The sequence below is a fragment of the Buttiauxella sp. 3AFRM03 genome (assembly GCF_003675305.1).
GTDB classification, from domain to species: Bacteria; Pseudomonadota; Gammaproteobacteria; order Enterobacterales; family Enterobacteriaceae; genus Buttiauxella; species Buttiauxella ferragutiae.
The window spans coordinates 767836-791489 of sequence record NZ_CP033076.1; the positions used below are offsets into that span (position 1 = coordinate 767836).

Annotated in this window: 29 protein-coding genes; 9 read left to right on the forward strand and 20 right to left on the reverse strand. The window is 49.7% G+C overall.

Going from position 1 to position 23654, the window contains the following annotated elements:
- Positions 1–9 precede the first annotated feature (9 nt).
- From D8682_RS04870 to D8682_RS27415, 9 genes are all read left to right on the forward strand, one after another.
- Positions 10–2943, forward strand: a complete 2934-nt coding sequence (locus tag D8682_RS04870; RefSeq protein WP_121813656.1) for a tetratricopeptide repeat protein — start codon at positions 10–12, stop codon at positions 2941–2943.
- Positions 2944–3269: 326 nt separating this feature from the next.
- Positions 3270–3761 carry a DUF805 domain-containing protein gene (locus D8682_RS04875; RefSeq protein ID WP_162302982.1) on the forward strand — a complete coding sequence of 164 codons (492 nt, stop codon included), beginning with the start codon at positions 3270–3272 and terminating at the stop codon, positions 3759–3761.
- A 167-nt stretch (positions 3762–3928) separates the two neighbouring features.
- Entirely contained in the window at positions 3929–4903 is a 975-nt protein-coding gene (locus D8682_RS04880) for a leucine-rich repeat domain-containing protein (protein ID WP_162302983.1), read from the forward strand.
- A 125-nt stretch (positions 4904–5028) separates the two neighbouring features.
- Positions 5029–5586, forward strand: a complete 558-nt coding sequence (locus D8682_RS04885) for a DUF805 domain-containing protein (protein ID WP_121813659.1) — start codon at positions 5029–5031, stop codon at positions 5584–5586.
- 65 nt (positions 5587–5651) lie between these two features.
- Positions 5652–6071 (forward strand): hypothetical protein, encoded by a 420-nt coding sequence (locus tag D8682_RS04890; protein WP_121813660.1) that lies wholly within the window; start codon positions 5652–5654, stop codon positions 6069–6071.
- A 155-nt stretch (positions 6072–6226) separates the two neighbouring features.
- Entirely contained in the window at positions 6227–6682 is a 456-nt protein-coding gene (locus D8682_RS04895; RefSeq protein WP_121813661.1) for a hypothetical protein, read from the forward strand.
- Positions 6683–7120: 438 nt separating this feature from the next.
- Positions 7121–7597, forward strand: a complete 477-nt coding sequence (locus D8682_RS04905; RefSeq protein ID WP_121813663.1) for a hypothetical protein — start codon at positions 7121–7123, stop codon at positions 7595–7597.
- A gap of 2 nt (positions 7598–7599) precedes the next feature.
- On the forward strand, positions 7600–8721 hold the full coding sequence (locus D8682_RS04910) for a PAAR domain-containing protein (protein ID WP_121813664.1): 1122 nt from the start codon (positions 7600–7602) through the stop codon (positions 8719–8721).
- The gene (locus D8682_RS27415; RefSeq protein ID WP_121813665.1) at positions 8711–8974 is read left to right on the forward strand and encodes a hypothetical protein; all 264 of its coding nucleotides are present in this window, start codon (positions 8711–8713) and stop codon (positions 8972–8974) included. The genes D8682_RS04910 and D8682_RS27415 overlap by 11 nt, the downstream gene beginning before the upstream one ends.
- 386 nt (positions 8975–9360) lie before the next feature.
- Here D8682_RS27415 and D8682_RS04925 read toward each other — a convergent pair whose 3' ends face one another.
- The 20 genes from D8682_RS04925 to D8682_RS05020 all read right to left on the reverse strand — a co-directional run bounded on the left by D8682_RS04925 (position 9361) and on the right by D8682_RS05020 (position 23645).
- Entirely contained in the window at positions 9361–10437 is a 1077-nt protein-coding gene (locus D8682_RS04925; RefSeq protein ID WP_121813667.1) for a contractile injection system protein, VgrG/Pvc8 family, read from the reverse strand.
- A gap of 4 nt (positions 10438–10441) precedes the next feature.
- Positions 10442–10645, reverse strand: coding sequence for a tail protein X (locus tag D8682_RS04930; protein WP_121813668.1), 204 nt, complete (start codon positions 10643–10645; stop codon positions 10442–10444).
- Positions 10620–11123, reverse strand: a complete 504-nt coding sequence (locus D8682_RS04935) for a phage tail protein (RefSeq protein ID WP_121813669.1) — start codon at positions 11121–11123, stop codon at positions 10620–10622. Before D8682_RS04935 ends, D8682_RS04930 begins: the two co-directional genes overlap by 26 nt.
- The gene (locus D8682_RS04940; protein ID WP_121813670.1) at positions 11123–11698 is read right to left on the reverse strand and encodes a phage major tail tube protein; all 576 of its coding nucleotides are present in this window, start codon (positions 11696–11698) and stop codon (positions 11123–11125) included. Before D8682_RS04940 ends, D8682_RS04935 begins: the two co-directional genes overlap by 1 nt.
- A gap of 1 nt (position 11699) precedes the next feature.
- Entirely contained in the window at positions 11700–13388 is a 1689-nt protein-coding gene (locus tag D8682_RS04945; RefSeq protein WP_121813671.1) for a hypothetical protein, read from the reverse strand.
- Between the two features lie 102 nt (positions 13389–13490).
- The gene (locus D8682_RS04950) at positions 13491–13817 is read right to left on the reverse strand and encodes a phage tail assembly protein (protein ID WP_121813672.1); all 327 of its coding nucleotides are present in this window, start codon (positions 13815–13817) and stop codon (positions 13491–13493) included.
- A 64-nt stretch (positions 13818–13881) separates the two neighbouring features.
- A complete protein-coding gene (locus D8682_RS04955) occupies positions 13882–14394 on the reverse strand; it encodes a phage major tail tube protein (protein ID WP_121813673.1) in 513 nt (170 codons plus the stop codon).
- On the reverse strand, positions 14391–15845 hold the full coding sequence (locus D8682_RS04960; protein ID WP_121813674.1) for a phage tail sheath subtilisin-like domain-containing protein: 1455 nt from the start codon (positions 15843–15845) through the stop codon (positions 14391–14393). The genes D8682_RS04955 and D8682_RS04960 overlap by 4 nt, the downstream gene beginning before the upstream one ends.
- Positions 15846–15943: 98 nt before the next feature.
- Positions 15944–16393 carry a hypothetical protein gene (locus D8682_RS04965; RefSeq protein WP_121813675.1) on the reverse strand — a complete coding sequence of 150 codons (450 nt, stop codon included), beginning with the start codon at positions 16391–16393 and terminating at the stop codon, positions 15944–15946.
- Positions 16394–17797 carry a phage tail protein gene (locus D8682_RS04970; protein WP_121813676.1) on the reverse strand — a complete coding sequence of 468 codons (1404 nt, stop codon included), beginning with the start codon at positions 17795–17797 and terminating at the stop codon, positions 16394–16396.
- Positions 17798–17800: 3 nt separating this feature from the next.
- Positions 17801–18340, reverse strand: coding sequence for a phage tail protein I (locus D8682_RS04975; RefSeq protein WP_121813677.1), 540 nt, complete (start codon positions 18338–18340; stop codon positions 17801–17803).
- Positions 18333–19244 (reverse strand): baseplate J/gp47 family protein, encoded by a 912-nt coding sequence (locus tag D8682_RS04980; protein WP_121813678.1) that lies wholly within the window; start codon positions 19242–19244, stop codon positions 18333–18335. Before D8682_RS04980 ends, D8682_RS04975 begins: the two co-directional genes overlap by 8 nt.
- Positions 19241–19591 (reverse strand): GPW/gp25 family protein, encoded by a 351-nt coding sequence (locus tag D8682_RS04985; RefSeq protein ID WP_238392819.1) that lies wholly within the window; start codon positions 19589–19591, stop codon positions 19241–19243. The genes D8682_RS04980 and D8682_RS04985 overlap by 4 nt, the downstream gene beginning before the upstream one ends.
- A 25-nt stretch (positions 19592–19616) precedes the next feature.
- Entirely contained in the window at positions 19617–20216 is a 600-nt protein-coding gene (locus D8682_RS04990) for a phage baseplate assembly protein V (protein ID WP_121813679.1), read from the reverse strand.
- Entirely contained in the window at positions 20209–20745 is a 537-nt protein-coding gene (locus tag D8682_RS04995; RefSeq protein ID WP_121813680.1) for a hypothetical protein, read from the reverse strand. The genes D8682_RS04990 and D8682_RS04995 overlap by 8 nt, the downstream gene beginning before the upstream one ends.
- Before the next feature lie 2 nt (positions 20746–20747).
- Complete coding sequence (locus tag D8682_RS05000; RefSeq protein WP_121813681.1) at positions 20748–21440, reverse strand: hypothetical protein; 693 nt, start codon at positions 21438–21440, stop codon at positions 20748–20750.
- The gene (locus tag D8682_RS05005; protein WP_121813682.1) at positions 21437–21814 is read right to left on the reverse strand and encodes a head-tail joining protein; all 378 of its coding nucleotides are present in this window, start codon (positions 21812–21814) and stop codon (positions 21437–21439) included. Before D8682_RS05005 ends, D8682_RS05000 begins: the two co-directional genes overlap by 4 nt.
- A gap of 2 nt (positions 21815–21816) precedes the next feature.
- Positions 21817–22185 carry a DNA-packaging protein FI gene (gene gpFI, locus D8682_RS05010; protein ID WP_121813683.1) on the reverse strand — a complete coding sequence of 123 codons (369 nt, stop codon included), beginning with the start codon at positions 22183–22185 and terminating at the stop codon, positions 21817–21819.
- Positions 22186–22225: 40 nt separating this feature from the next.
- Entirely contained in the window at positions 22226–23254 is a 1029-nt protein-coding gene (locus D8682_RS05015) for a major capsid protein (RefSeq protein ID WP_121813684.1), read from the reverse strand.
- A 58-nt stretch (positions 23255–23312) separates the two neighbouring features.
- The gene (locus D8682_RS05020) at positions 23313–23645 is read right to left on the reverse strand and encodes a head decoration protein (RefSeq protein ID WP_121813685.1); all 333 of its coding nucleotides are present in this window, start codon (positions 23643–23645) and stop codon (positions 23313–23315) included.
- Positions 23646–23654: the final 9 nt, after the last annotated feature.

Genomic DNA, 23654 nt, shown 5'->3' on the forward strand with positions numbered 1-23654 from the left:
GCGCCCCAGATGACCCCGAATGAATTACAGCAAGCCCATGAATTAATTGAATCTGAAATCAATATCCGGGATGACGCCGCCCTTTTACAACATATCGAACTGGTGCCACACCTGGTACAACATATTCAGTTGGCCCCACACCTGAACCAGCAAGAAGAGCCTGCTGTTCAGCCCCTGATAGCGAAGACCCTGCTTAAGCTTGCCAGATGGTTCGATGCCAAAGGTCAGCCTGAACAGGAGATCGCCCAGTATCAGGCACTGATAGCGCGCTTTGAGCACTCACCGGATGACATCATGCAGGGTTTTGTTGCCCAGGCCATGTTCCGTCTGGCTATTGCATATTATGAGCGGGGACGAGGGGAGGAAGAGTATGCTCAATATCAAATATTGATTGAACGTTTTGAGAAGTCACCAGATCGTGATGCACAGGCTATGGTCACTAAAGCCGTGTGCAATGTGGTCAGCACTGATTACGGCCAGCAAAAACTGACCGAGCGTCGGGATTTTATTGAGCGTTTCGAATACTCAACAGATAAAGCGGAGCAGACGCTGGCTGCTCACGCTATGTTTACCATCGGTATTTGCAGCCATTTTATGCAGGATCAGGAGCAGGAGCAGGTCTATTACCAGTCTTTGCTCAGGCACCACCAGGATTCGGCGGATGTTACCCTCCAGAGACTGGTTGCAAAGACCATGTTCAATTTAGCCACAGTGCTTGAATTTCAACAATTCCCCGATAAAAAAATGGCTCAGTATCAGGCCGTTGTCGAGCGTTTTCAGGATTCATCGGATCCAATCATTCAAGGCCGTGTGACTTCAGCCCTTATTGGTTTAAGTTTTTGGTACAATTTTCAGGAGTTGCATGAGTTAGCAATGGCTCGGTACCAGACATTGATTAAATGTTTCAGTGGTTCATCAGATGCGGATGTCCAGGAGGATGTCGCGGAGGCCATGTTCAATATTGCAAACGCCTACAGAACTCAAGGGAAGCCGGAGCAGGAAACTGAACAATTGCGCACACTGATCGCGCGCTTTCAGGATTCAGCGGTCAGAGGCATTCAGGTGCAGATTGCAAAGGCTATGCACAACCTGGCATGCTCCTATGACACTCAGGGGCTGCTGGAGCAGGAAATAGAACAACAACGCACGCTGATTGAGAGTTTTCAGGATTCATGGGGCGAAGAAATTCAGATTCTGGTTGCAGAGGCCATGTACAACCTGGCATGTTCCTATGACACTCAGGGGTTACCGGAGCAGGAAATAGCACAACTGCGCACCCTGATAGAACGCTTTGAGGACTCAGAGTACGAAGGTGTTGAGGTACAGGTTACAAAGGCCATGTACAGTCTGGCACTTACCTATGACGCTCAGGGGCTGCTGGAACAGGGAAAAGAACAGCTACGTACGCTTATTGGGCATTTCCAGGATTCCACGGTCGAAGGTGTTCAGGTTCGGGTTGCAAAGGCCATGTACAGTCTGGCACTTACCTATGATGCCCAGGGGCTGCTGGAGCAGAAAACAGAGCAACAGCTCAAGCTGATTGAGCGCTTCCGGGATTCCACGGTCGAAGGTGTTCAGATTGAGGTTGCAAAGGCCATGTACAGTCTGGCATGCACCTATGATGCTCGGGGGCTGCCGGAGCGAAAAACAGAACAACTACGTACGCTTATTGTGCGCTTCCAGGATTCCACGGTCGGAGGTGTTCAGGTTGAGGTCGCACAGGCTATGTACAACCTGGCATGCACCTATGATGCTCGGGGGCTGCCGGAACAGAAAAAAGAACAACTGCGTAATCTGATTGAGCGCTTTGAGGATTCAGAGTTCGAAGGTGTTCAGGTTCAGGTTGCAAAGGCTATGCTCAGCCTGGCACTTACCTATGACGCTCAGGGGCTGCCGGAACAGGAAACAGAACAACTACATACGCTTATTGCGCGCTTCCAGGATTCCTCGGTCGAAGGTGTACAGGTTGAGATTGCAAAGGCTATGCTCAACCTGGCATGCACCTATGATGCTCAGGAGTTGCCGGAACAGGAAAAAAAACAACTACGAACGCTTATTGTGCGCTTCCAGGATTCCACGGTCGAAGGTGTTCAGATTGCGGTTGCAAAGGCCATGTACAACCTGGCATGCACCTATCGTGATCAGAAGTTGCCGGAACAGCAAAAAGAGCAACTGCGCACGCTGGTTGAGCGCTTTGTGGATTCAGAACTCGAAGGTGTTCAGGCTCAGGTTGCACAGGCCATGTTCAGCCTGGCAAACTCCTATGATGCTCAGGGGCTGCCGGAGCAGGAAACAGAACAACTGTGCTCGCTGATTGCACGTTTTCAGGATTCAGAATTCGAAGGTGTACAGGTTGAGATTGCAAAGGCTATGCTCAACCTGGCATGCACCTATGATGCTCAGGAGTTGCCGGAACAGGAAAAAAAACAACTACGAACGCTTATTGTGCGCTTCCAGGATTCCACGGTCGAAGGTGTTCAGATTGCGGTTGCAAAGGCCATGTACAACCTGGCATGCACCTATCGTGATCAGAAGTTGCCGGAACAGCAAAAAGAGCAACTGCGCACGCTGGTTGAGCGCTTTGTGGATTCAGAACTCGAAGGTGTTCAGGCTCAGGTTGCACAGGCCATGTTCAGCCTGGCAAACTCCTATGATGCTCAGGGGCTGCCGGAGCAGGAAACAGAACAACTGTGCTCGCTGATTGCACGTTTTCAGGATTCAGAATTCGAAGGTGTACAGGTTCAGGTTGCAGCGGCCATGCACAACCTTGCACTGACCTACGACGATCAGGGTAAAACTGAACTGGGGACGGTGCAATATCGCAGTTTGATTGCACGTTTCCAGGATCTACAGGTTAAAGAAATTCAGGAGTATGTCGATCATGCCAAAGCGAAGGTCTCAGTACCAGCAAAATCATGGCTAAAAAAACTCTTTGGGTGGTAAGTCTCCCATGTCTGCACGGTACGACGAAACAGAGCGTTTATTTTATGGGGTAATGCAAACGACTTAAGGCTTTTCGGAACAAAGCCAGGTTCCTGGGCTTCTTCCAGCATTAACTAGATGCTCACCTTTTCCTGATGGAGGCAGGATCTATTGTACTGAGAACAGCCCGATAAAGTCCATTTCTCAGCCATCGTATCGGGTCAAAAAATCGACATTATTCGGGTGTCATATTTAATTTAAGACGAAATAAAATCCATTAGTTTTGTATGCGCTCAGTAAAATCAGCCTCCACTGGTACAACTTTCATATGCAGGAAAATTTGTCTGATGTTTTTTATAACAAATGCGATCGACGGATACAGGAAAGTCTTTTGTTACAAAGGCGTGGCCGACCGTAAATCCTATTTCTTTTTTGTGCTCTTCCAGACACCTATCGCTGCACTAATTCTGTGGGCTTCAATTTATCTGGAATCTATTAGCCAAGGTCTTAATGAAGAGACACCGATTAGTCATCTAAGCATTATTCTTCTTTTTTCCCTAGCTCAACTTGCTGCATATATTTATACATTTCTGGCTAGCTTAGCATGCTCCGTTAGAAGATTACATGGCATCGGCCTGAGTGGTTGGTTCATACTCCCTCCGCTGGTTATCGCTGTTATTGGCTCGAATGTTATCGAGAGCGACTGGTTCTGGCTCGGGTTTGTGGCCGGTGTTTGTGTCGATCTGCTGTTTGCACTACCGAAGTCAAAAATAGAAAACAATAAATACCGACCAGCCAATTCTGTTCCCATTCCAGCTACCGATGAAAGCGTGAGCTAATGTATGGGCGGCGAAATACAGGTCGCCGCCATCATGCTTGTATGGCACTGACGCAGAAATATAAGGAATGATATATGTCATTCGATTTAATTAAGCATTTAACAAAAAATTCAATTCCGCATTCCGTTTCAGAGAATGGCGCTATTAATATACCGGGTAGCCTTATTTTGAGAAAGAATAAATATGCTACCTCACTACCAGAGAACCTGACTGTTGGTGGCAGACTCGACCTGAGAGGTGGTACCCAAATCACCGAGCTACCCAAGAATCTGACGGTGGGGGGAACGCTCTACCTGCGCGGAACCCGAATCACCGAGCTACCAGAAGACCTTGATGTAGGTGGTGATCTCGATCTGCAAGGTACGCAAATCACCACGCTGCCAGAGAACCTGACTGTCGGCAGCTGTCTCAACCTGACCGACACCCTAATCACCACGCTGCCAGAGAACCTGACTGTCGGCGGCTGTCTCAACCTGACCGACACCCTCATCACCACACTGCCAGAAAACCTGATGGTGTGCGGTGCTCTCGAACTGCAAGGTACGCAAATCACCACGCTGCCAGAGAACCTGACTGTCGGCGGCTGTCTCGACCTGACCGACACCCTAATCACCACACTGCCAGAGAACCTGACTGTCGGTGGCTGGCTCGACCTCCGTGGTACGCAAATCACCAAACTGCCTGAGAATCTGACGGCGGAGAGCATACTCGACCTGACCGACAGCCAAATCACCGCGCTGCCAGAGAATCTCATGGTGGGCAGCTATCTCTGTCTGAGCGGAACTCAAATCACCAAGCTACCTGAAGGCCTAGCAGTAGGGGCAGAACTCGACCTGCGCAGAACCAAAATCACAGCCCTACCCAACTACTTCACTTGCGAATCCCTTTACCTTGATCCTGAACATTTCTCCAATGTCGCTTTCCGTAAAAATTGCGGAAATAACAACCGGACAATTTTCGCCGTCTGGGCAAATGAAACATTCTATATCGCAGCAGGTTCTTTCTATGGACCGATTGAGCAATTCGAAGATGCGATTGACCGAAGCCGAAAATACTCCGGTGAAGCAGCCAAAGCCTACAAGCAAGCTGGTCGTGATTGCATAGATGAACTGAAAGAGAAACTAAGCGCCAGGCCGCAATGATTGTGGCACTTCCCGCCCACTCCGGACGGGCTTTTAAATGCCGGATGTAGAACGTTTGCGATTTAGCTTGCGTTGCTGAGCCGGTCTCTACTGGTACAACTTTGATACACAGGAAAATTTGTCTGATGTTTTTTATAACTAATGGAATTGACGGCTACAGGAAAGTCTTTTGTTACAAAGGCGTGGCCGATCGTAAGTCTTGGCTATTTTTTGTGCTCTTCCAATTTCTTTTTTTGATGTTATATGACCTAGTCAATTTTGCCCGCGCCCTTGACAACGGCGCCCTTGATGACGAAGCCCAGGCTAGCCATGTAGCTATTCTTGCTGTTGAGCTTGCTCTTTTTTATGCTGCCACTATTTATTCATGTCTGGCCTATTTGGCCATCACTGTCAGGCGATTCCATGATTTCGGTCTAAGTGGTTGGTGGGTAATCCCATATTTTGGGCTTATGGTACTTGTGCTACTTGTGATATTTGCAGTGTCCGTACTTATATTTGGTATACTTCTTGAGGATGTGCCCATTGGTAGTATCGCTACCGTGGTCGGTTTTATAGTCTGCAAGAATGTGGTCAGTATTAGCTTCATTCTTCTGCTTGCACTACCAAAGTCAAAAATAGAAAACAATAAATACCGACCAGCTGATTCCATTTCCATTCCAGCTACCGATGAAGCCATGAGCTAATGCATGGGCGGCGAAATACTGTTCGCCGCCTTCATGCTTATATGGTGCTCATGCAGGAATAATTTATGACATTCGATTTAATTAAGTATTTAACCGAAAATTCAATTCCGCATTCAGTTTCAGAGAATGGCGCTATTGATATACCGGGTAGCCTTATTTTGAGAAGGAATAAATATGCTACCTCACTACCAGAGAACCTGACTGTTGGTGGCAGACTCGACCTGAGAGGTGGTACCCAAATCACCGAGCTGCCAGAAAACCTGATAGTGAGAGGTGGACTCAACTTACTCAGCACCCAAATAACTACACTTCCAGAGAACTTGATGGTGGATGGCTGGCTTGACCTGAGCGATCCCCAAGTTTCCCCGGATACGGAGGCCGCTGCTGTAGTTGTGTCGGATAAGCACAGCCAGTTGCCTGACTGTGCTCTCCTAAGAACGGAGCGTGCGACTTTCACCGCACTGGTGAAATGCTGTTGCCGTTGATATTGCGTCAGCGATACAGCCTAGATCGACTGAGTCGATAATGTCTGACAGACTACCGGCCTACCATGCTGGCAGGCCGTCGTGCGCCCCCCCCGTCGTGAAGGCAGAAAGCTGCCAAAAGCGAACGTACGAAGCCCGGACTCTCAAGGAGACAAATGAATCTTATCTTGAAAAAGACGAACCAAATCTGTTGGTTCACTAATATGCTTGAAGTGTTTGATGCTGCGAACATTGCGCCGCAAAATTATGATTGGTTCGTCAGCGATATCGAAACTAATTGGACTCCTGCGGGTTTTTCACCGATTGATCAATGGTTTTCTGGCGACGAACTCGCGTCCTTTATACGCGAACATGAGGTGCAGTTCATTTGGGCGGTATTCAGTGCCGTACCTAAAGGGTTTCGTTCATCGCCTTCGTTTCCACCATACGTCGAGGGCAACCCAAGATACTGGGATGGGACAGAGCCAACGCCTCAACTCGATGGTGCCTTATTTGAAATCGTATGCTGGGACAGTAGCGGCACCATCCTGATTAATCTACCTGCGCAAGCCGCTCACTCATTTATGGCAAGATATCCCGACACCCGACCATTGGTGACCGCCAGAGCCTGACCCTGCTCTGGGGTTCGATGGCAAACAGTGCGAAAAACCACGTTAAGGAACTAACCATCTGAAATATAAATACTTATGAAACTGCATATTTGGGGCGAAAAAGTGGTTCCAAATCGTTTTTGGTCATTTTGAGACTGAAACGTATCAAAATCGATTTCTGAGACGGCTTAGCGTGGTTTTTAACATCACTGGACTTCACACCCCGATAGGCGATTATATTTGGAAAAGCAACCGGATACCGGCTTCCGGCAAGTTTCGTCGCCTGAGGCCAGCTAAAGTCGAGAGGGTCAATAAACAGCCTTAACGTGCAATCATTTTCGATATCCAAACGGCCCCCCCATAACATCTGTACCCACCACGAGGACACTAGGCTGCTATTGCTTTCATCTGGCAAAACGATGAAAATCAAACCAATAACAACAATGCAAAGAGGGATTTATGCCGCAGTACACCAATGAAATCACACCTGAAATTATCCATACCCTGAATAACCCATATTCAGAAAGCGACCTGGCGACATTCCGAGAGACAGAAAGCAAGTTCATCACCGACGAACTCAGCAAGCGCACTGCGGCTACTGTTGTCGCCATTTATCGCCATGCCACCGAAGGGGCACTGACCCGAAACGGTGGCTCTCTGCATAACACATCGGCACGAAGCTGCATCCTGGATGACGATGGCACAGAACGCAGGTTCGGCCTCGTTGGTGACGAAGTAATTTACCCCAATGGGGAGATGGCAAAAATAGTCTCCGGCACAGGCGAACTCTTGAAAAGCAACGGTCGCAGCCTCGCTCTGGTGGGTAGTCTGCTGGATGACGGGGATATCATTGTGAGTACTCCCCAGGGCGTAAGGATGCTTGTTGAATACGACGATATGCACTTTGGTGGCGACTTTCTGAAACCGGAGGCGTAATCATGGCGACGGGTTACTACTTGTTCAGAGGGGATAAATCCGCCTGCGGCGGCGTGATCATTGACGGTTGCAGCAACCACAGGCACTTCAACCGCGACATTGCGCGGGAAAGAGACCGGGTAACCTGTGGTGTGCATGAGGGGATTTACCTCATTGCGGGCGGTATGCGCGATAAAGTCCACGGACGCAAAGTCGCCGGGACACTGGAAAGCTTCAGCACCTGCCCTTGTCGGTCACACTTCGTCCCGTCGATATGGACTGACCATTATAATTTCAGCGGTGGTACGACGGTCACACACACCGATTTATCTCATCTCGTCGATATTCCTGTATTGCCCGGTCCGGTAGACGCCGCAAAACAAAACAACCTCACCGAAACCTGTAAACCGGAGGACAACCCGTTACTGAATGGGGTTTACCTCTGGACTGAAGCCACAGGTTCTGGGCACGCGTTCGTTTCGGTACACGAGAATAATACGGTTTATCTGTACACATATGGGCGCTATGGTCGAACTGATCGCAGCACACTCACTGGAGACGGCATCTTAAACTTCTTCCAGGGTGAAGACGCCAGAAAATATTACCAATACGAACTTTACGAGATGGGAGCTCGTGTATTCCGAATTGATGATGCCAATCCTGAACTAATTCGTAAATTCTTTGAAGAACTCTGGAACAATGGTGAACCAGCAATCCAAACACCAAAGATGGAGGATGGTACAAAACGAAGAGGACGAACCATTGATAAATACGATGTAACAGGAAATAACTGTACTACTCATTCAATCGCGGGAATCAAGTTTTCTGGTTCCAAGCTGTTTGATAATGGATATACAACTAGGACACTGTTACCAATCGAAGTAGAAGAAGATTTTACTATCCCTATATCGTTACAAAATTATCTTGATAATAAAAGTTCCGATGTTTCCTCAATGCTCGTAATTGAAGTAACCAACGAATTTAAGTCACAGTATACGAACTTTGAGAATAAGAGTTTCCAGCCAATGGGGGGAAGCGCAAAAATACAAAAAGCAGCGACGGAATCATCAGCGGTTGCTGGATCTGTATCTCCGTATTCTGGAGGCACCGTTGGCGGTTCATTAGGAAGTACCCATGATGAGTAGGAAATTCTGGATTAGATGGACAAGTATTGCGCTGATCTGTATCGCATACTATTTCATTGTTTTTTACTTCAACCTCATCTTCGCGGTTAACTTTTCAGAAACAATGAGCCAAGGTGGAAATTTCACGGCATCTCAATGCATTTGGTTTGTTAAAGAACAGCTACAAAACCATAATGATTCAGCCTCCGCTTCAATCATTGGTTTTGGTATCTGCGTTCCCCTGATCCTCCTCATCTTCAAGAAAGTACGCTAATGACGCATTGAACATAACATCTATGGGGTCTGAGTTGAGTAGACCTGCCGGTTACCCGGACAGGCCCCTCCTCAGAACCGAACGTGTGGAACTACCGCATCCGCCTCCCGACAGCCCTGCGTCCCCACACATATTTACCAGAGGAGTTTAACTCATATGCAGCAACTGGACCGTACTCCCCGGCGATGGCGTTTGCATAGGTGTTGTACTGTCTGCCGGTGATGCGGTGAACGGGAATGATTTTCCGTTTACCGTGATAACACAGTCAATGGCGCGGTTGTCAAGCTTGCTGTAATGGCAATCAGTGATGCTGAGTACACTGCGCGTCATTTACATGGTGGAAGGACTATCCATGCATATTCCTTGCATCCAATAGTGAAGTGCAATCAGCGTTTCAGCTCCATGCTGACTGACATCCCTTTACCCGGGGAGAGTGAAAAAGCAATGTTATCGACAATCCAGGAGCGGTCAGCCTGTGGATCAAACCCTTCGGTGGTAACGCTGCTTTCTGGCGTTAATGCCAGCAGTTCTGGCGTTGCCGGTTGCGCGATAGACATGGACATAAGGTATTCGGGTTTTGGCTTTGTTTGCTTTTTATTTGCAGCTGCGCGGGCCTCAGTTTGCTGCAATGAGCGGATGAGTTGCTCTGCTGCTGCCAGATTAGGTAGCGTACGGCCGGATGTCGTAATGGGATCCCCTGAACCGTATTTTAACTCTTTAGTCTCATTGGTTTCCGCATCGTTATATAGCACAACATATGTGCCTTTATTACCGGCCGCTGCCGCAGATGGACTCCTGGCTTTACTCCGGTGCGAAAACTGCCAGCTTGTCTTTCCATCAGGTGTAATGGTCACCGCAGGCAAGTCCTTACCACTTGCGCTCTTTCCTGAGCCCTGCACCATAAAGACCTGGTAACCGCCCGTTGCTTTACTGATGGCATCATATTGCCGCGCCAGTTTTGCCAGGAATTCGGCATCGTTTTCATAGAACTGATCAAGATGCCCGGGCATCAGGTTGTTAAGCTCGGGTGAGATGCTGGCTAAAAGTCCATTTTCCGCCGCAATGGTTCTGACAATCTCTCCAACACTGACATTATCCCACGAGCGCGTTTTTTGACTCTGCATGTTATGGGGATGTATGGCATTGCTGCTCGGTACGGCCAGTGCGGTTATGGTGATGGATCGCGGCGGCCCCTGTAATGACACGGAATCAACAACAAAGGTGCCTTTTTCCACCAGAAATTTATCGAATCCGATGGCCAGTTTTAATTTTGCACCTTTTGCTGGCAACATCATCGTGGGTGAAACCAGATTAATCGTCAGCTTGTCAGATTGGGGATCTTCTCCTGTTGCCCCGTAATCAATAAATGTCAAATCGGTGAGGTATTTTGCGACCTCATGAGTGATATTTTTATCTTCTGCTATGAGTGAAAAAGTGGGCAAGGAAGGATTAACATTATTCATGGATTTACCATAATGACGGAGTGTATATTGTGGGCTCGTCAGTAATAACCGGTAATTTTATTTCAATGCCTGCCTCGTAATAATTACCCCATTCAGCAAGCCCGGGATTAGCATTGAATACAGCGATGAGATTTTTCGAATCACCGTAAAACCGCCAGCATATTTCATCAAGGATATCGCCATCACGGGTGATATATATTGTCACCATAATATTTTATCGTCATTGTAAATTGCTGATGTTTAGGTATTCCGGCCATTAAAAACCGGTCTGCCGTATCGGAAAATTCAGAGACCACCCAATATCCCAGAATCTCACCGGTGCCGGATATCAGGAGTTTTGGTGTAGCCACATCACCCAGCAGGCTCAGTTCATTGACCGGTTGAGTCCCCACAAACATCTTGCTCAGTTGCGGGGAGATGCGGCGATTATCCGTATACACCTCCCCCGAGAAAGAGATGACTGGCGTGGATTTCCCTGTGTACTGGAGGCTGTCGCGCTGCCCAAATCGCTGCTGCTCCACCCAGCGCCAGGACAATGACCGCTGGATGCTCTGATAGGTCGCATCGTCGATATTGAAATTAAAATCCCCGAGGGTCATCATCGTTTTGAAATTGTGCTTCACGCCAATATCCAGAAGGGCGAAGGCGTCTCCAGTCGCGACGGTTGCCAGACCAAAAATATCCATCAAAAGCCCTCCCCGATAAAATCAGATAGCGTCAGACTCTTAAAGTCGATGCCATCAATGCCGCCCGGCACTGAACTCAGGTAAACCATTAATGAAACGATATTCAGTGTATCGATACCATTTATCCGTCTGACGCCCTCACCCGGTATCAGCAGTATCTTCTCCTTTCCATTCACCGATCGCCTGTAATAGCTGAGCGCTATGTCTATTGAGGTTGATTTATTCGCACGCCCAACGCTTCCGGTCGGGTCAGAGGAAGAACGCGATATAAAGCCTTCCATCTCGTCTTCAATGCCGGTCACTCCACCGGTGCCATGATAGCCTTCACGAATAACAAGTCTTGTGCTGACGAAAGGTCTGAATCCGATAGCAATAAGGTCATCAACATTTGCGCCACGGATCTTCAGGCTGGCAGTCAACGGCTGCATACCGTCATCAATGATCCGCGGGCCATCCATATGCCCCGCGAAATATTCAGCAGTTTTAATCACTAAATCGGGTGCCCGATATTCCAGGGCGTTAGTGACATGCCGCCCCCGATGCCATACGGACCAGCTCTTTAATTGCGATGACATATCATCCTCCCAGTGATGCAGGTGTCATAATGCTATTACCGCCAGCGATTGGATTAAGAATATTAAAAACTTCACCTGCGACTTTTTTCCCCGTTGAAACGGCATCATCACCTGGTGTGGATTGCACGGTAACATTGATTGGAAATTGTTGTAGTGGAGTGATGCCAGGTGTCTGCGTTTCACCTGAAGGAGATAAAGGAGCCTGTGTATCATTTAAAAATGAAAGCAATTTTTCATCTGCGGTTTTCGGAGCAGGTCTTTCATTTAATGGTGTGGCCCTTTCAAATAATTGTTCACTTTTAATACCCTCCCATTTTTGCATCATAGCCAGCGCATCCTGCCGGGCCTTCCCGGGATCAAAAACAAAATCCTCACCGCGATTTTCTGCGTATTTCCGCTGTGACTCCTCAGACTCCCGCCATCCTATCTGGTAGGCCTCTTCTCCTGTTTTTGCGCGCCTCACTTCAACATCAACGGAGGGGAACCATTCCTGTATTTTTTCGGCCAGAGCCTGCAACCCTTGCCATAGAGAGGCGAGTACCGGACTGAGCTGATTTGTCCAGAAATCACTGATTGACGTCGCAAAACCAGTAATCCCGTCAACCAGTATGTCTTTGCCGCCCGTTCTGAACCAGGTTGAAAACTCATCAGCGTATTTCGTGATGGATGGTGCCAGTTCGCCCGCCAGTGTGCCTGTGACTTCCTGTGCAGCACTGCTTAATGCCGTCCACATACTGGACATGGCCATCTGCCCACGAATGGCCCCCTCCTCCCCCTCTTTGGTCGTCAGGATGTACTTTTCCTGCGCGGACATCAGCTCTTCATACGTCCGCCCGGACAGCTTCATAAATGCGAGTATTTTGTTACCCTCACCCCCCATGATCATATCCACCATCGATCGGGCTACCTGTTCATCCTTCACTTGCGCAGCACGGTTTAAGATGAAGGCCATCTGCTCTTCGTTCGTCTTCCCTGAAATTTCGCTCTCAGCTATCCCCAACCCCTTAAAAGCGTCACTGACCGCAGACATTTCGCCCAGGGCTTTGTATTCACCGATTTTATTCGACAGCTCTTCAGCAAGATCACCGAATGCCTCACCCGACATACCAATCTGCTTACCTACGGCATCCCAGGCTTTGAACTTATTCAGGCTGACGCCATAACCTTTCGCCACACCAGCCTGCTCGGCTGTCGAGGCATTAACAGCAAACGCCCCTCCCACCAGTCCGGTGGTTAACGCCCCGAAAAGCCCCGCATTCTGACCCGCGGCAGACAATGCACTCGGGATTACCCCCCTCTCCCTGATCCCGCTAAAGCGGCTGCTCAATCCACCCGCCACGCCGGTAGCAAGACCGGTTAAACCGGTATGTTTTGACAAGCCGGCCAGCGGCGTCATCCACACCTTTCTTGCTTTGAGCGTTCGATTTAATTTGGCCGCATCCGCATTAGCATCGGATATGCTTTTCCCTAACGCCTCATATTTTTTCTGAAGCTTACTGACATCCTTGCCTGCCGCCGTACCGGCTTTGATTTTTTTTGTCAGCTCAGTTTGCTGCCTGGTCAGTTTGGCGCTTTCTGCCGTAGTTTTTTTAATACCGTCGATAAGTGTGGCTTGTGAGCTTTTAAAGCTACTCGATACCACCCCGCCAAACGTCACCGTTGATTTAAACGCGCTTGATACCACGCCCATATTACTTTTTCCTTGTCAGAGATAAGAAATCAACGAATACGCGGAAAGGTAAATTGGTGATTTCAGAGGGTTGCCACCCCTGCATGGTCAGGGATAATTTAATTATTGCCCGCTGGATTTCTCTTTCTGATATCCCATTTTCTTCAGCAACGCCGCCCGTTTTTGTGGCGGAACCATAAAAACGACAAACTGATCCTCAAGCTGTTTGTAATCGGCAATCGTCAATCCTTTCAGAACATCCACGTCCTGTCCGCATAAATCAGCAATCATGATTAAATCCTTCTCATCTTCGGAGCAGGTCAGATAGCTGAATTTCAGGCGATCAAATACTTTCGGCTCACGCATCGAAAGGCACGTCAGTTCATTGCCCTGCTGATCCTTGATAGCGGTATACAGCGTAATAACTTTCACTTCTGCCGGGTATGTCATAACAAAATCCTTAAATATAAAAAGGGCGCCGGAGCGCCCGTTAATGACCGATAACGGGAATGAATTACAGGTTTTTACCCATCACAAAATCGGTGATGTCTTTAAACTGATCGACACCGTTAATTCGCCGCACGCCGTTGATAGCATCGATATAAATCACTTCTTTCCCGTCGATGGTTCGCGAATATAAAGACGGGCGCAGTGTGATGGTTACGCCGCTTTTGGCACGATCGGCCTCCGTTCTGGCATCGGATTCATAGCGCGTAATTAACCCCTCCATTTTGTCCTCGAGGAGGTTTTTGTTTTTTCCGGAGACATATCCCTCACGGACGACAAAACGAGGATTGCCACCCGACTGGAAACCAAACAGCGACAAAATACGTTCATCAGCGCCCACCAGTTTGATGGTGACGCTCATCGCTTCCATGCCATCATCGAGAACCAGTGGCATATCCATGTGACCAGCACGAAACTCAGCCTCAGTGATACCGAGTGCCGGCGGCGTGTATTCCGACGCATTGGCCACATGAGAGCCTTCGGAATAAAGCGCCCAGCGGGTTAAAAATGTTTTCGTCATTGCGTGCCACCTTTAGCATAATCAGGATTCAGACGGACACGGCAGGTAATACGCTCGGTCGGTGATTTGAAACCGTAGTCATAATCGACATACAGATGACCTGCCAGGATGGTTTCTGCGGTGTTGATTTCGGGATCAAGCCATGCCGTTCCGCCATGAATGGCACCCAGGTCTTTCTGCTCTTTCAGATAAGCAGTCACAGACGCCACGGCATCATTGGCGAGCATGATGTCCAGTGGTCTATCCATATAAGGAAAGAGCCCGGACTGAATGGAATCACGCAGAATGTCATCGGTACGCACCGCCACCTCAAACCAGCGCAGCGGATCGATACTGCAGTTGCGGTTCCCCCAGTGCCGGGATCCGCCATAATTGATGATGGTACTGACGCCGTTCATGTTGAGCTGATTGGCAACGGTGTTTTCATCGCCGATTGACCAGCTGTCGATCTGCTCAAGCCCTTCAAAACCGTACATCGCCTGATTTGATTTTGACCACCACCAACCCAGCTCGTCATCGATGCGGGCCCGGAGCCCTGCGGTATAAGCAGAAGCCGGACGATAAATTTTCTCGCCCTTAGCATTTGTGACCTTCAGGCGCGGTCGCAGGATCTCAACGCGCTCACCATAAAGTGCGCGGCGCTGGATGACGCTGGCAGGCGTGGCCATCGGGAGACTGTCCAGATAAGTCACCGCGCGCAGCTGCGTGGCCACAGATTCCAGTTTCTTACCCACACCGTCATCTTCGGAAAATTCAGGGGTGATCAAAATCTTCGGTGTCACTGAAACCGCGGCCTGTGCCGACAGAAAAATATCAATTCCCGCGATGATATTAGCGATGGCTTCCGGGCTGGTAGCCCCCTCATCCACGCGAACACCCACAACCAGCGCGCCGGTCTGCTCAAAGATTTCACTGATTGCCGTGTGAAGCGTACCCGCGGTACCGAGAAGATCGGCTTGCGTCTGGCTGCCATAAATGACAAATGGGGTATTCAGCGGAAAGGGTTCGTCCATTCCGCCCGTTAACGGCACTTTTTGAAATGGCGTGACGATACCAGCACCGGTACCACTCAACGCAGCCAGAATGCCGGGCGTTTCAAGTGCATTAACGACGTCAACAACCTGAGCCGCTGTCGTCGTGGAGACACCCGCTGGCGCAACCAGTGTGATAGTTAATACCCCCGCGGAGAAAGCAGCAGCCGTCTCGGTGATGGTGGTATCTCCCAGGACGGCCGTAACACTCAGCCCATTCCCCAGCATGCCAGGAAAGCGTGAAGTGGCAGACCAGGTCATCACGTTATCGAGAATCGACGTCCCCGTGATGAGTGATGCGGCTACGGCCCCCGCTGAATCCGGCGCGGTACCCACGATACCCATCGCCGCCGTTTGCACTGTCGCAATCGGGTAGATATTGCCACCCGCTGTTTGCATATCGATGCCATGCACTTCCATATTTTTCCCTTATAAAAAAACCACCCGAAGGTGGTTGTGGTTAATTCATGCCTTGCGCCAGTGTGGTCAGAGCGTTGAACCGGTATGGCAGGTATCAGTCAGGTTGGTTGTGGTATCCCGCCAGTTTTACTCATCAGCATAGTTTTAAGCTGCTCCAGTTCCTTTTGCATGACATCAAGCCGCGAGTTTTTTCTCGGGGCCACCACTGGACGAGGGGTGATATTCACACCATCAAAGACAAACTGGCCAACAGCGAACCCTTCCGGCAGGGATTCAACTTCTGCCACACTCCTTCCTGACGGGTTAAACATGGATACCGCAAGGGTGTTACCGCGCGACGGGACGGGCTTATCGACTACTGCGACAATGACGCCATTCTGGTCGTACATAATCTTGATGGTATCGTCGGCAAAAAGCGCCTGGCATTCATACCAGTCCCGACCGTCTTCAGACAGGAAAAACTGAATCGAATTAACACGCTCACCGAATTTTTTTGCATCGGCTACAGATGGCAGTACTGCCTTGAAATTTTTAATATTTTGCATCATTCACCCAATCACATTTATCCAGGTACCATTAATAAATTTTTGCTGCGGCTTGAACCAGTAACCATGTATTTCGTTATCGTCCTGCTGCTCTTGCAAACCACATAACACTTCACCACTACCCGCGATAACCTGACCGCCGCCCGCATAATCCTGCCAGCGCATTGCACCAAATTGAATATCATTAACCAGGCTGTCCAGGTGAATAACTAAATTACTCCCCCTGAATACCGCGCCAAGTATGTTGCCGTTGGATGTGAATCGGGTTGAGTTGCTTCCTGCTGCAAGGTTGGGGTCAAATATCCATTGATGGACTTCACCTCTGTCATTAACTGAATTGATGCACGGTGAGGGCCATTTATTCCCACCATCGACAAATACACCGAAATCACTTGATGCCAGATAACCAATCCCGGCTGTCTGCACTACCGCTTTTGTTAGCGGTAAATACATATTCCCACCCGCTGAATAGACATGGGTAAAAATCGGTGCCACTTCATTAGTTAATTGGTCAGCAGCTGCCCCGCCACCAGGCCAGCCCGTGGTGTTAAATTCCATCCCCAGCGCACCTGTCATGGTGTCCCCAGTTTTGGCTACTGCGTTTATGCCTCCTGCTGTTGGCGGATTTTCAGCATTAAAAGCAAGTGACCACCCCGACCAGACACCCTCACTAAATGAGCGGCTGTAAGAACGCGAGCCAGCATAGACACGAAAAACCTGAGTGATCCCGGCATGCTTAAGGATCTCTAACGAGCCAGCGGTTGGCTCTGGATAGTTCGCGCCAGTTTGGGCTTGTAAAATTAATGGCTGATAATAAAGCCCAGGCTCAACAAGTGTATTCAGGTCTACTGCATCGCCAATCTGAATGGCCTGGTCACGGAAAATATCAATCGTTGTGACATTAATTGCGCCAGCGGAATCAGGGGAATGGCTATTAACCGTGCGAGGGTAGAGCGTGTTCGCCCGTTCTTCCGTCAGATAATCCCCGGGTTTCAGCAATAACGTAATATCTTCAGTACCTGAAACGGCAAGTGAATAACGGATTTCTAGTTTTGCTGCATAACCGCTATCAGGTGCAGGCTTAATCTGATCGGGATAGTTACTGACGCTGTATAAAATCCCTTCCTGGGTGAAAATCCCTATCTCCCGCACGGTGTATCCACCCGATTCTTTGGGAATAATACCCTGTGCCACCATGACATTGGGCTGCTCACCGACGGTCAGGCTACTCAAATTCCCACGATAAACTTCATTGACCAGTGCGACTTGTGGTGGCATTGGGGCGACAGGGAAACCACCGCCATCCCCCGCCGCAAATTGGGTTAATACCACTGGCGGGCCACCGGCTATTGCAGCCGCTTCCAGTGCTGCCCCGGCATCAGTAATAATTGAATAATATTCACTCATGATTTATTGAATTCCTATTTCCGCAGTAATATTCGCAATAACAGCACCACCGATATAAAACCGTCCCCTCACTGCTCTTGATGAAATTTCAATACCCGATAAGTAACTTCTGACATTTTTAGCATCATTAATTTGGTTTATGAGTTTATCCAGCACGGCTTCCGAGATTTCACTTCCGAAAATAATCACTCTGAACGTGTAAGGTGTGGCTTTGGGTGACTCCTGATGCCATTCAACAACACGGGTCAAATAATCAAGCGAGGCCAGCGCGCGCTTTACGGCACCAATGGTCCCGCGCCGCTTATTTATTTCAGGTGCCGCTTTCACGACCTGGCGTTTTTGAATTTCCGTCCAGTCCTCTTCCCACCATGTCACGCCATTATCCCACGCAAGCCAGGGAATGAATTGGCGGGGTGTTAACAGTGGGCGGCGTATTTGTCTGATGGGGACCGGTATGGCTTCAATTCTTTCAGCGTGGGTATTTTCTAATGCAATTTCAGGCGGTGAGGCGTTCGGCGGCAACAGTGTTTTCAGTTTATCCACTCGTTGTCTCCAGACTCATGCTCAGAGTGATGCCAGAGCAATAAAATGCCTGACCCATGACCGGTTTTAAGTCACCCACTGGGGAGGTTAGCGTTACGCGGTCTACACCAGGTTGATGCAATGCCTGATAAATACCTGACTCAGCAACAATCTGACCGATCCGGTGCACACTGTCGACATACGCCTGCGCCGCCTGTAATGCAGCATCCTGGACGCTTTGCGGATCAGGCCCGGGTTTAATGTGCAACGTCGCCTCGATGGTGTAAGTCGTTATCACAGCGGTATAAGTCGTCACGTAATCGGTTAGCGGTCGGACATCTTCATCATTAAGGGCCAGCAGAACCGTATCGAGAAGCGCCTGGTCGGCGGTACCATTACCCGTTCTCGATAAAACATACACATGCACTTCACCCGGTAAGTCATGATGCTCCGGTCCATACGGTTTTGCATCGAGCACATCGGGTGAGGCTGATAGCGAGAAATAGAGATATGCGCCATAGGGCCCCGCGACACTCAACGCCTGCATGGACAACCATACACGGGAGCGGAATTCATCATCACTCTCATAAACCGGGTCGCGCGGCGGTATCGCGTCAGGATCGCCCGGGTCTATCAGCTGACGTGGGACGCCGTAATCGGCTGCTTTCACATCGAGGTCATTCCCTCCGGCAGTGGCCAGAAATGTTGCCCCCACCGCCTCGTTGACCCGTACCCTGAGATTGCTTTCACGAAAAGCAACAGCTTCCCCCTGGATGTACGCCGGATCTGATTCAACCAGGCCGGTATAGTTCGGGTCTTTGCTCACGAGTGACTGTGTCCACTCAACAATGATCACTTCCGGGTCAATCTCTTCAATAGCATCAGGCAAGGGGAGCTGTGATAAATCAATGGTGTTTGTTGTCATCCTAACCTCACGCGACCGCTGCGGAAAAACGTGCTGCTTTCAAGGTTCACGCCTTCAATGCCCACTTCAATAAAACCATTACCCGCCGCCAGCACATAAACTCGTTGTATTTTTAGTCGGGGTTCCCAGCGATTAATCGCAATGGCAGTTTCTTTTCTGATATTCGAAACAAGTATTCCATCCAGAGGGGAGTCGATCAGATTAAAAAGATTACTGCCGTAATCACGGCGCAGGACACGTGTTCCCACCGGTGTGGTTAAAATATTAATGATGGATTGATTTAAATGAGCATCACCGCTGAGCGGTCGCCCGGTTTGTGCGTTCATGCCCTTCATATTTTCACCCATAAAAAAACCGCACAATGGCGGGGCATTACATCGGCTGATTCGGCGGCAATGTTACTGAATCTGTTTCATCATGATCATGACCATTGAAGATTTCTCTCACGCCGGCCATCGTTCCTTTGCTGTCTGATAGCTCAGCCCTGGTGCCGATATTGCCTTCCGCATCGATAGTCTGTTTTGCTTCAACAGCATCTTCAAACGTGACTTTTCCCTTAAAAACCCAGCCCTCGGGCGAAGCGGTCAGACTGATTTCTCCACCTGCCAGCTCGATAGCCAGCACGGTACCGTGACTGTCATAGGTGATAGCACTGCCATCGGTAAACTGTATTTTATAGACCCCGGGTTCGGTGGTCGGTGGTTCGTGACGGGTGGTATGCAGACCAAGATGTGCAACGCCATTGCGTAAATCCCCGGACTCACTGATAACCTGCACCCCCTCGCCCACCGTCGGGAGATACGAAATACTCACCGCGCCGGCGGCTGGCATTTGCGGTCGAAGCCAGTCAGTTATCAGGTCACCGATTTTGACTTTTACTCTCAATGGGGATGGCTGCACATCGGCAATGACGCCAGAACGAACCAGGTTACCCAGCCGGCGCTGCAAATCTGAAAGTATGGCGTCACTCATCGCTTAGTTTCTCCGGGAACATCGGATCATAATCATCGATGTGATCGAGGCCAATATCCGGTACCGAGCTGACATAAACCTGCTTCAGCGGTGTGCGTGGGAAGTCATGCAGATCACGACCAAGTGGAATTTCCTGCCCGTAACTGACGCGCCAGACGTAATAATCTTTTAGCCCAGGATCTAAATTGTCCATCGTGGCCGACTGAAAAACAGCAGGCTCAATATCCAGCCCGAAAGTGCGCCCTTCAACCAGCTGTGATATATCCGCCGCATACTCACGGGCACATAACTCAGGACTATCGATATCAAGACTGCGATCCACCACAATCCAGATACTGCAGTCCTGGTCGATATGTAACTGATCGGTACCACTGTCAGCGCGTGACCAGCTATCAACGGAAAAATACAGCGCAGGGGTTTTTAGTTGAGTTCTGGTATCAGGATAAAATCCAACATCCTTTTGCCAGTCAATGAGTTGTAGTTCAGCAATAACTGCATCGTGATATTGCCGCTGTGTATATGATGGCATTATCACCCTCCTGAGCGTTTACCGCGTAATGATGTATGGATCCCTGCCTTCACGCGGCCCTTCAAATCCACCTCGTAGTGGTGCAAAAAAATTTCGGGTATTCGCTGAAAAATATCATCTTCGATTTTATCCAGCATGGGAGCGTAAATATCCATTTCAGCCTCCCGCCTCCTGTTCTGTTCACCACGAACAAAAATAGTTTTTTTGCCCTTCCGATTCTCGCCCACATACGCATCCATAAAATCCGTATCCTTTAATGCGGCACCACGCGGTCTGAAACGTACGGTCGACGTTTCCCGGTCTGATACATACCGGCCCGTTTTCGGGTCGCGAAGTTTATGATGCTCATCCTGCCAGGAGGCACTGCCCTCTATCAGCCCCCGGAGCTCACTTAAGCGGATTTGATTGAGGCCATACCACAACTTCATCCCACCCAGTTCGCGAGCCGACTCTCGTTGATGTTCGAAGGAAAGGACGCGGCGCTTAATGGTTTTCGCGTCCAGTATCCCCGCCTCCTGCCTCATCAGCTTCACGGACGCTTTAGTCAGGGTCTGTACGGTTCGATTGAGTGCGCGGCTGTAAGCAAGGCGCATCTGATTAGCGGTGGCACCGAGTGCCGCCCCCAGCGACTGCAATTCACCGAGATCGATTTCAAAGGGCGAGCTGCGACGCCCGCGAGATCCTCTGACGCTCATTCACTTCCGCTCCAGCTTTTGGGGCCGGGTACGCCAGCCGCTGGTTTTCCTGGCTTTCCGGTGCCGAGCGTCAACACCCGACTGCCCGTATCATCCGGTCCGATTTTCTCGACCCAGTATGATTCACCGTCGATGACAACCAGGTCCTTTTCCTTCACTCCGTCGACACTATGGCTCTTGACGAACAAGGTGGGAGCAGTCGTCTGCACCCGGCCACCCGTTTTGAATGTTGCCGTTGCATCCGGATTATCAAATACGCCACGAACAGGGGTTTTAATGCCGTTAATGTCAATAACCGCATTAACCCCCATGGCGTCGATAATCTCATTGTCAGCAGCAAACATGGCTTCATCAAAAAGATTATCGAACGCCATTTTTAACCGCCTTTGATCATCTTTTTATGGTCAAAATCACCGGATGCAATTTCCACCATCTCGCCAGGTGGCACACATTTGGATATCAGATTCCCGCGTGGATTGAACACTTTCAGATGCAGGCAAGTTAACGGTTTCACCTTAATCCGTTCTCTCGATGATAAATCAGTTTGATGGATCATTGATGCCGCGGCCTGGCTTGATACACCGCCCTCGCTATGCACCCCGTCATCACCATTAATCGCTGCAAATTCGTCTTCTGCTTCACGCAGGCGCAGTTCAAGATCAACAACCGACCCGGTCGTTTCAATTTCACGCCCCAGCTCATCAGACAACAGCTTCAGGCGCGCAATGATGTCTTTTTTTTCCATTTTTATATCCAAAGGGCGGTCTCACCGCCCTGTTAACCGGTTAAGCGATCTGAATGACGACGAATTTATCAGGCTCGGGCAATACCATCAGCGGCGCGGATTGCGTCATGGTGAATTCACAGGACGGGTCACCGGTCGTGATCCAGTTTCTTGGGTAACGTTTAGCCGACGAAACACCTTCAGCCAGCGCGCTCGCATCGTAGATCATGCCGTAGCAGCGAATACCGCCTGCGTCGGTGTTGCCCATGATGATGATATTTTCTGGCATATAACGGACGGTATTGCCTTCACTGTCGATATACTGGTTTTTGGACACAACGATCGCGAGTTCACCGTAATACCCTTTAAACGACACAATCCCGCCCAAATCCTTAAGGGCCGTTTCCAGCTGGCTGTTTGAGCCACGGCGGGTATCGAGTTTTTCGCGGAACAATTTGAAGCTGTTCAGCGTACGCCAGGCCAGACCATCCATGACCGCGATATTGATCGCGCCAGTGGACTGGTCGGCGTACATGTCGAGGTCATAAGTTGGATCAAATGTCTCAGGATCCTGAGCTGACCAGGCTGCCCCGCCTGCCTGAGTAATGTTGTTTTCCGGGCGACGACCAAAATCCACTTCTACCGGCTCAAACTGCTCACCGGTCATCGTGTATCGGCCATATAACACGGCTTCGGTGGCCTGCTGCTCTTCGACCTGCACAATGGACTGCTCTTCCAGTTGCAGGTTTTGCGCAATGATGCGTTCGCGACGGTAGGCCGGGTCCTGTAGTAAGGCTGGATCTTCCCCCGGCAGGCGGTCAACAACCATGTCTGGCCGTACCTGGTGTTTAGGTTTGACATAACCCGGTTTCAGGGTGCGCGTCATGCCGCCAAGATTACGCTGTACTTTGCCCTGCACGGTTGGAGAGACATAGACGGCAATAGGCGCTTTACCGGTGATTTTATCGAGCATGACCTGCTCAGTATCAAACGTGATTTCTCGCCTGAAAAATAAGTCCAGAAACAACGCCTGAAATTTAACGCTTTCCTGCGTGACTGAAATCAGCTCGCGAGTGGTAAACAATCCCATAATGAACCTCTAAATAAAAAGGCCGCCCGGGGCGACCTGTTTTTGATAATAAATTGAATTACGCGACGCTGATTGCCGTACCGACAAAGGCATTTCGTTGCTTAACGCTATCCACCCCCGCCGGCCACAAAATCACAGACATATCAAACGTGCCTGATTTGTAGTACGACCCCGTGACCGCCACACCATTGTGGTCAAGTGCCAGTACGGCGACCGCCGCCCCCGCCGTGACCCCATCCCACGGAACGAGAACGCCGGCAGTGGCATCCAGCATCAGTGGTGTGAGCGCGAGCGTGGGAGCAGAGAATGCCACGCTGCCGATGGCGGTATGGGCGGGATCACTCCCTGAAAAAATATGGCTGTCGCCGCGAACTTCAGTTTCTGTCATCATTGTTCACCC

What these genes read in the sequence shown, in the direction of transcription:
- D8682_RS04895 (WP_121813661.1), top strand. Translation starts at nt 6,227, where the DNA reads ATGAATCTTATCTTGAAAAAGACGAACCAAATCTGTTGGTTCACTAAT.
- D8682_RS04875 (WP_162302982.1), top strand. Translation starts at nt 3,270, where the DNA reads ATGTTTTTTATAACAAATGCGATCGACGGATACAGGAAAGTCTTTTGT.
- D8682_RS04870 (WP_121813656.1), top strand. Translation starts at nt 10, where the DNA reads ATGACCCCGAATGAATTACAGCAAGCCCATGAATTAATTGAATCTGAA.
- D8682_RS04910 (WP_121813664.1), top strand. Translation starts at nt 7,600, where the DNA reads ATGGCGACGGGTTACTACTTGTTCAGAGGGGATAAATCCGCCTGCGGC.
- D8682_RS04955 (WP_121813673.1), bottom strand. Translation starts at nt 14,394, where the DNA reads ATGACGAAAACATTTTTAACCCGCTGGGCGCTTTATTCCGAAGGCTCT.
- gpFI (WP_121813683.1), bottom strand. Translation starts at nt 22,185, where the DNA reads ATGGAAAAAAAAGACATCATTGCGCGCCTGAAGCTGTTGTCTGATGAG.
- D8682_RS04885 (WP_121813659.1), top strand. Translation starts at nt 5,029, where the DNA reads ATGTTTTTTATAACTAATGGAATTGACGGCTACAGGAAAGTCTTTTGT.
- D8682_RS05015 (WP_121813684.1), bottom strand. Translation starts at nt 23,254, where the DNA reads ATGGGATTGTTTACCACTCGCGAGCTGATTTCAGTCACGCAGGAAAGC.
- D8682_RS04970 (WP_121813676.1), bottom strand. Translation starts at nt 17,797, where the DNA reads ATGAGTGAATATTATTCAATTATTACTGATGCCGGGGCAGCACTGGAA.
- D8682_RS04990 (WP_121813679.1), bottom strand. Translation starts at nt 20,216, where the DNA reads ATGAGTGACGCCATACTTTCAGATTTGCAGCGCCGGCTGGGTAACCTG.
- D8682_RS04925 (WP_121813667.1), bottom strand. Translation starts at nt 10,437, where the DNA reads ATGAATAATGTTAATCCTTCCTTGCCCACTTTTTCACTCATAGCAGAA.
- D8682_RS04960 (WP_121813674.1), bottom strand. Translation starts at nt 15,845, where the DNA reads ATGGAAGTGCATGGCATCGATATGCAAACAGCGGGTGGCAATATCTAC.
- D8682_RS05005 (WP_121813682.1), bottom strand. Translation starts at nt 21,814, where the DNA reads ATGGCGTTCGATAATCTTTTTGATGAAGCCATGTTTGCTGCTGACAAT.
- D8682_RS05000 (WP_121813681.1), bottom strand. Translation starts at nt 21,440, where the DNA reads ATGAGCGTCAGAGGATCTCGCGGGCGTCGCAGCTCGCCCTTTGAAATC.
- D8682_RS04995 (WP_121813680.1), bottom strand. Translation starts at nt 20,745, where the DNA reads ATGCCATCATATACACAGCGGCAATATCACGATGCAGTTATTGCTGAA.
- D8682_RS04965 (WP_121813675.1), bottom strand. Translation starts at nt 16,393, where the DNA reads ATGATGCAAAATATTAAAAATTTCAAGGCAGTACTGCCATCTGTAGCC.
- D8682_RS04985 (WP_238392819.1), bottom strand. Translation starts at nt 19,591, where the DNA reads ATGGGTGAAAATATGAAGGGCATGAACGCACAAACCGGGCGACCGCTC.
- D8682_RS04950 (WP_121813672.1), bottom strand. Translation starts at nt 13,817, where the DNA reads ATGACATACCCGGCAGAAGTGAAAGTTATTACGCTGTATACCGCTATC.
- D8682_RS04945 (WP_121813671.1), bottom strand. Translation starts at nt 13,388, where the DNA reads ATGGGCGTGGTATCAAGCGCGTTTAAATCAACGGTGACGTTTGGCGGG.
- D8682_RS04940 (WP_121813670.1), bottom strand. Translation starts at nt 11,698, where the DNA reads ATGTCATCGCAATTAAAGAGCTGGTCCGTATGGCATCGGGGGCGGCAT.
- D8682_RS27415 (WP_121813665.1), top strand. Translation starts at nt 8,711, where the DNA reads ATGATGAGTAGGAAATTCTGGATTAGATGGACAAGTATTGCGCTGATC.
- D8682_RS04890 (WP_121813660.1), top strand. Translation starts at nt 5,652, where the DNA reads ATGACATTCGATTTAATTAAGTATTTAACCGAAAATTCAATTCCGCAT.
- D8682_RS04935 (WP_121813669.1), bottom strand. Translation starts at nt 11,123, where the DNA reads ATGGATATTTTTGGTCTGGCAACCGTCGCGACTGGAGACGCCTTCGCC.
- D8682_RS04905 (WP_121813663.1), top strand. Translation starts at nt 7,121, where the DNA reads ATGCCGCAGTACACCAATGAAATCACACCTGAAATTATCCATACCCTG.
- D8682_RS05020 (WP_121813685.1), bottom strand. Translation starts at nt 23,645, where the DNA reads ATGATGACAGAAACTGAAGTTCGCGGCGACAGCCATATTTTTTCAGGG.
- D8682_RS04930 (WP_121813668.1), bottom strand. Translation starts at nt 10,645, where the DNA reads ATGGTGACAATATATATCACCCGTGATGGCGATATCCTTGATGAAATA.
- D8682_RS04980 (WP_121813678.1), bottom strand. Translation starts at nt 19,244, where the DNA reads ATGACAACAAACACCATTGATTTATCACAGCTCCCCTTGCCTGATGCT.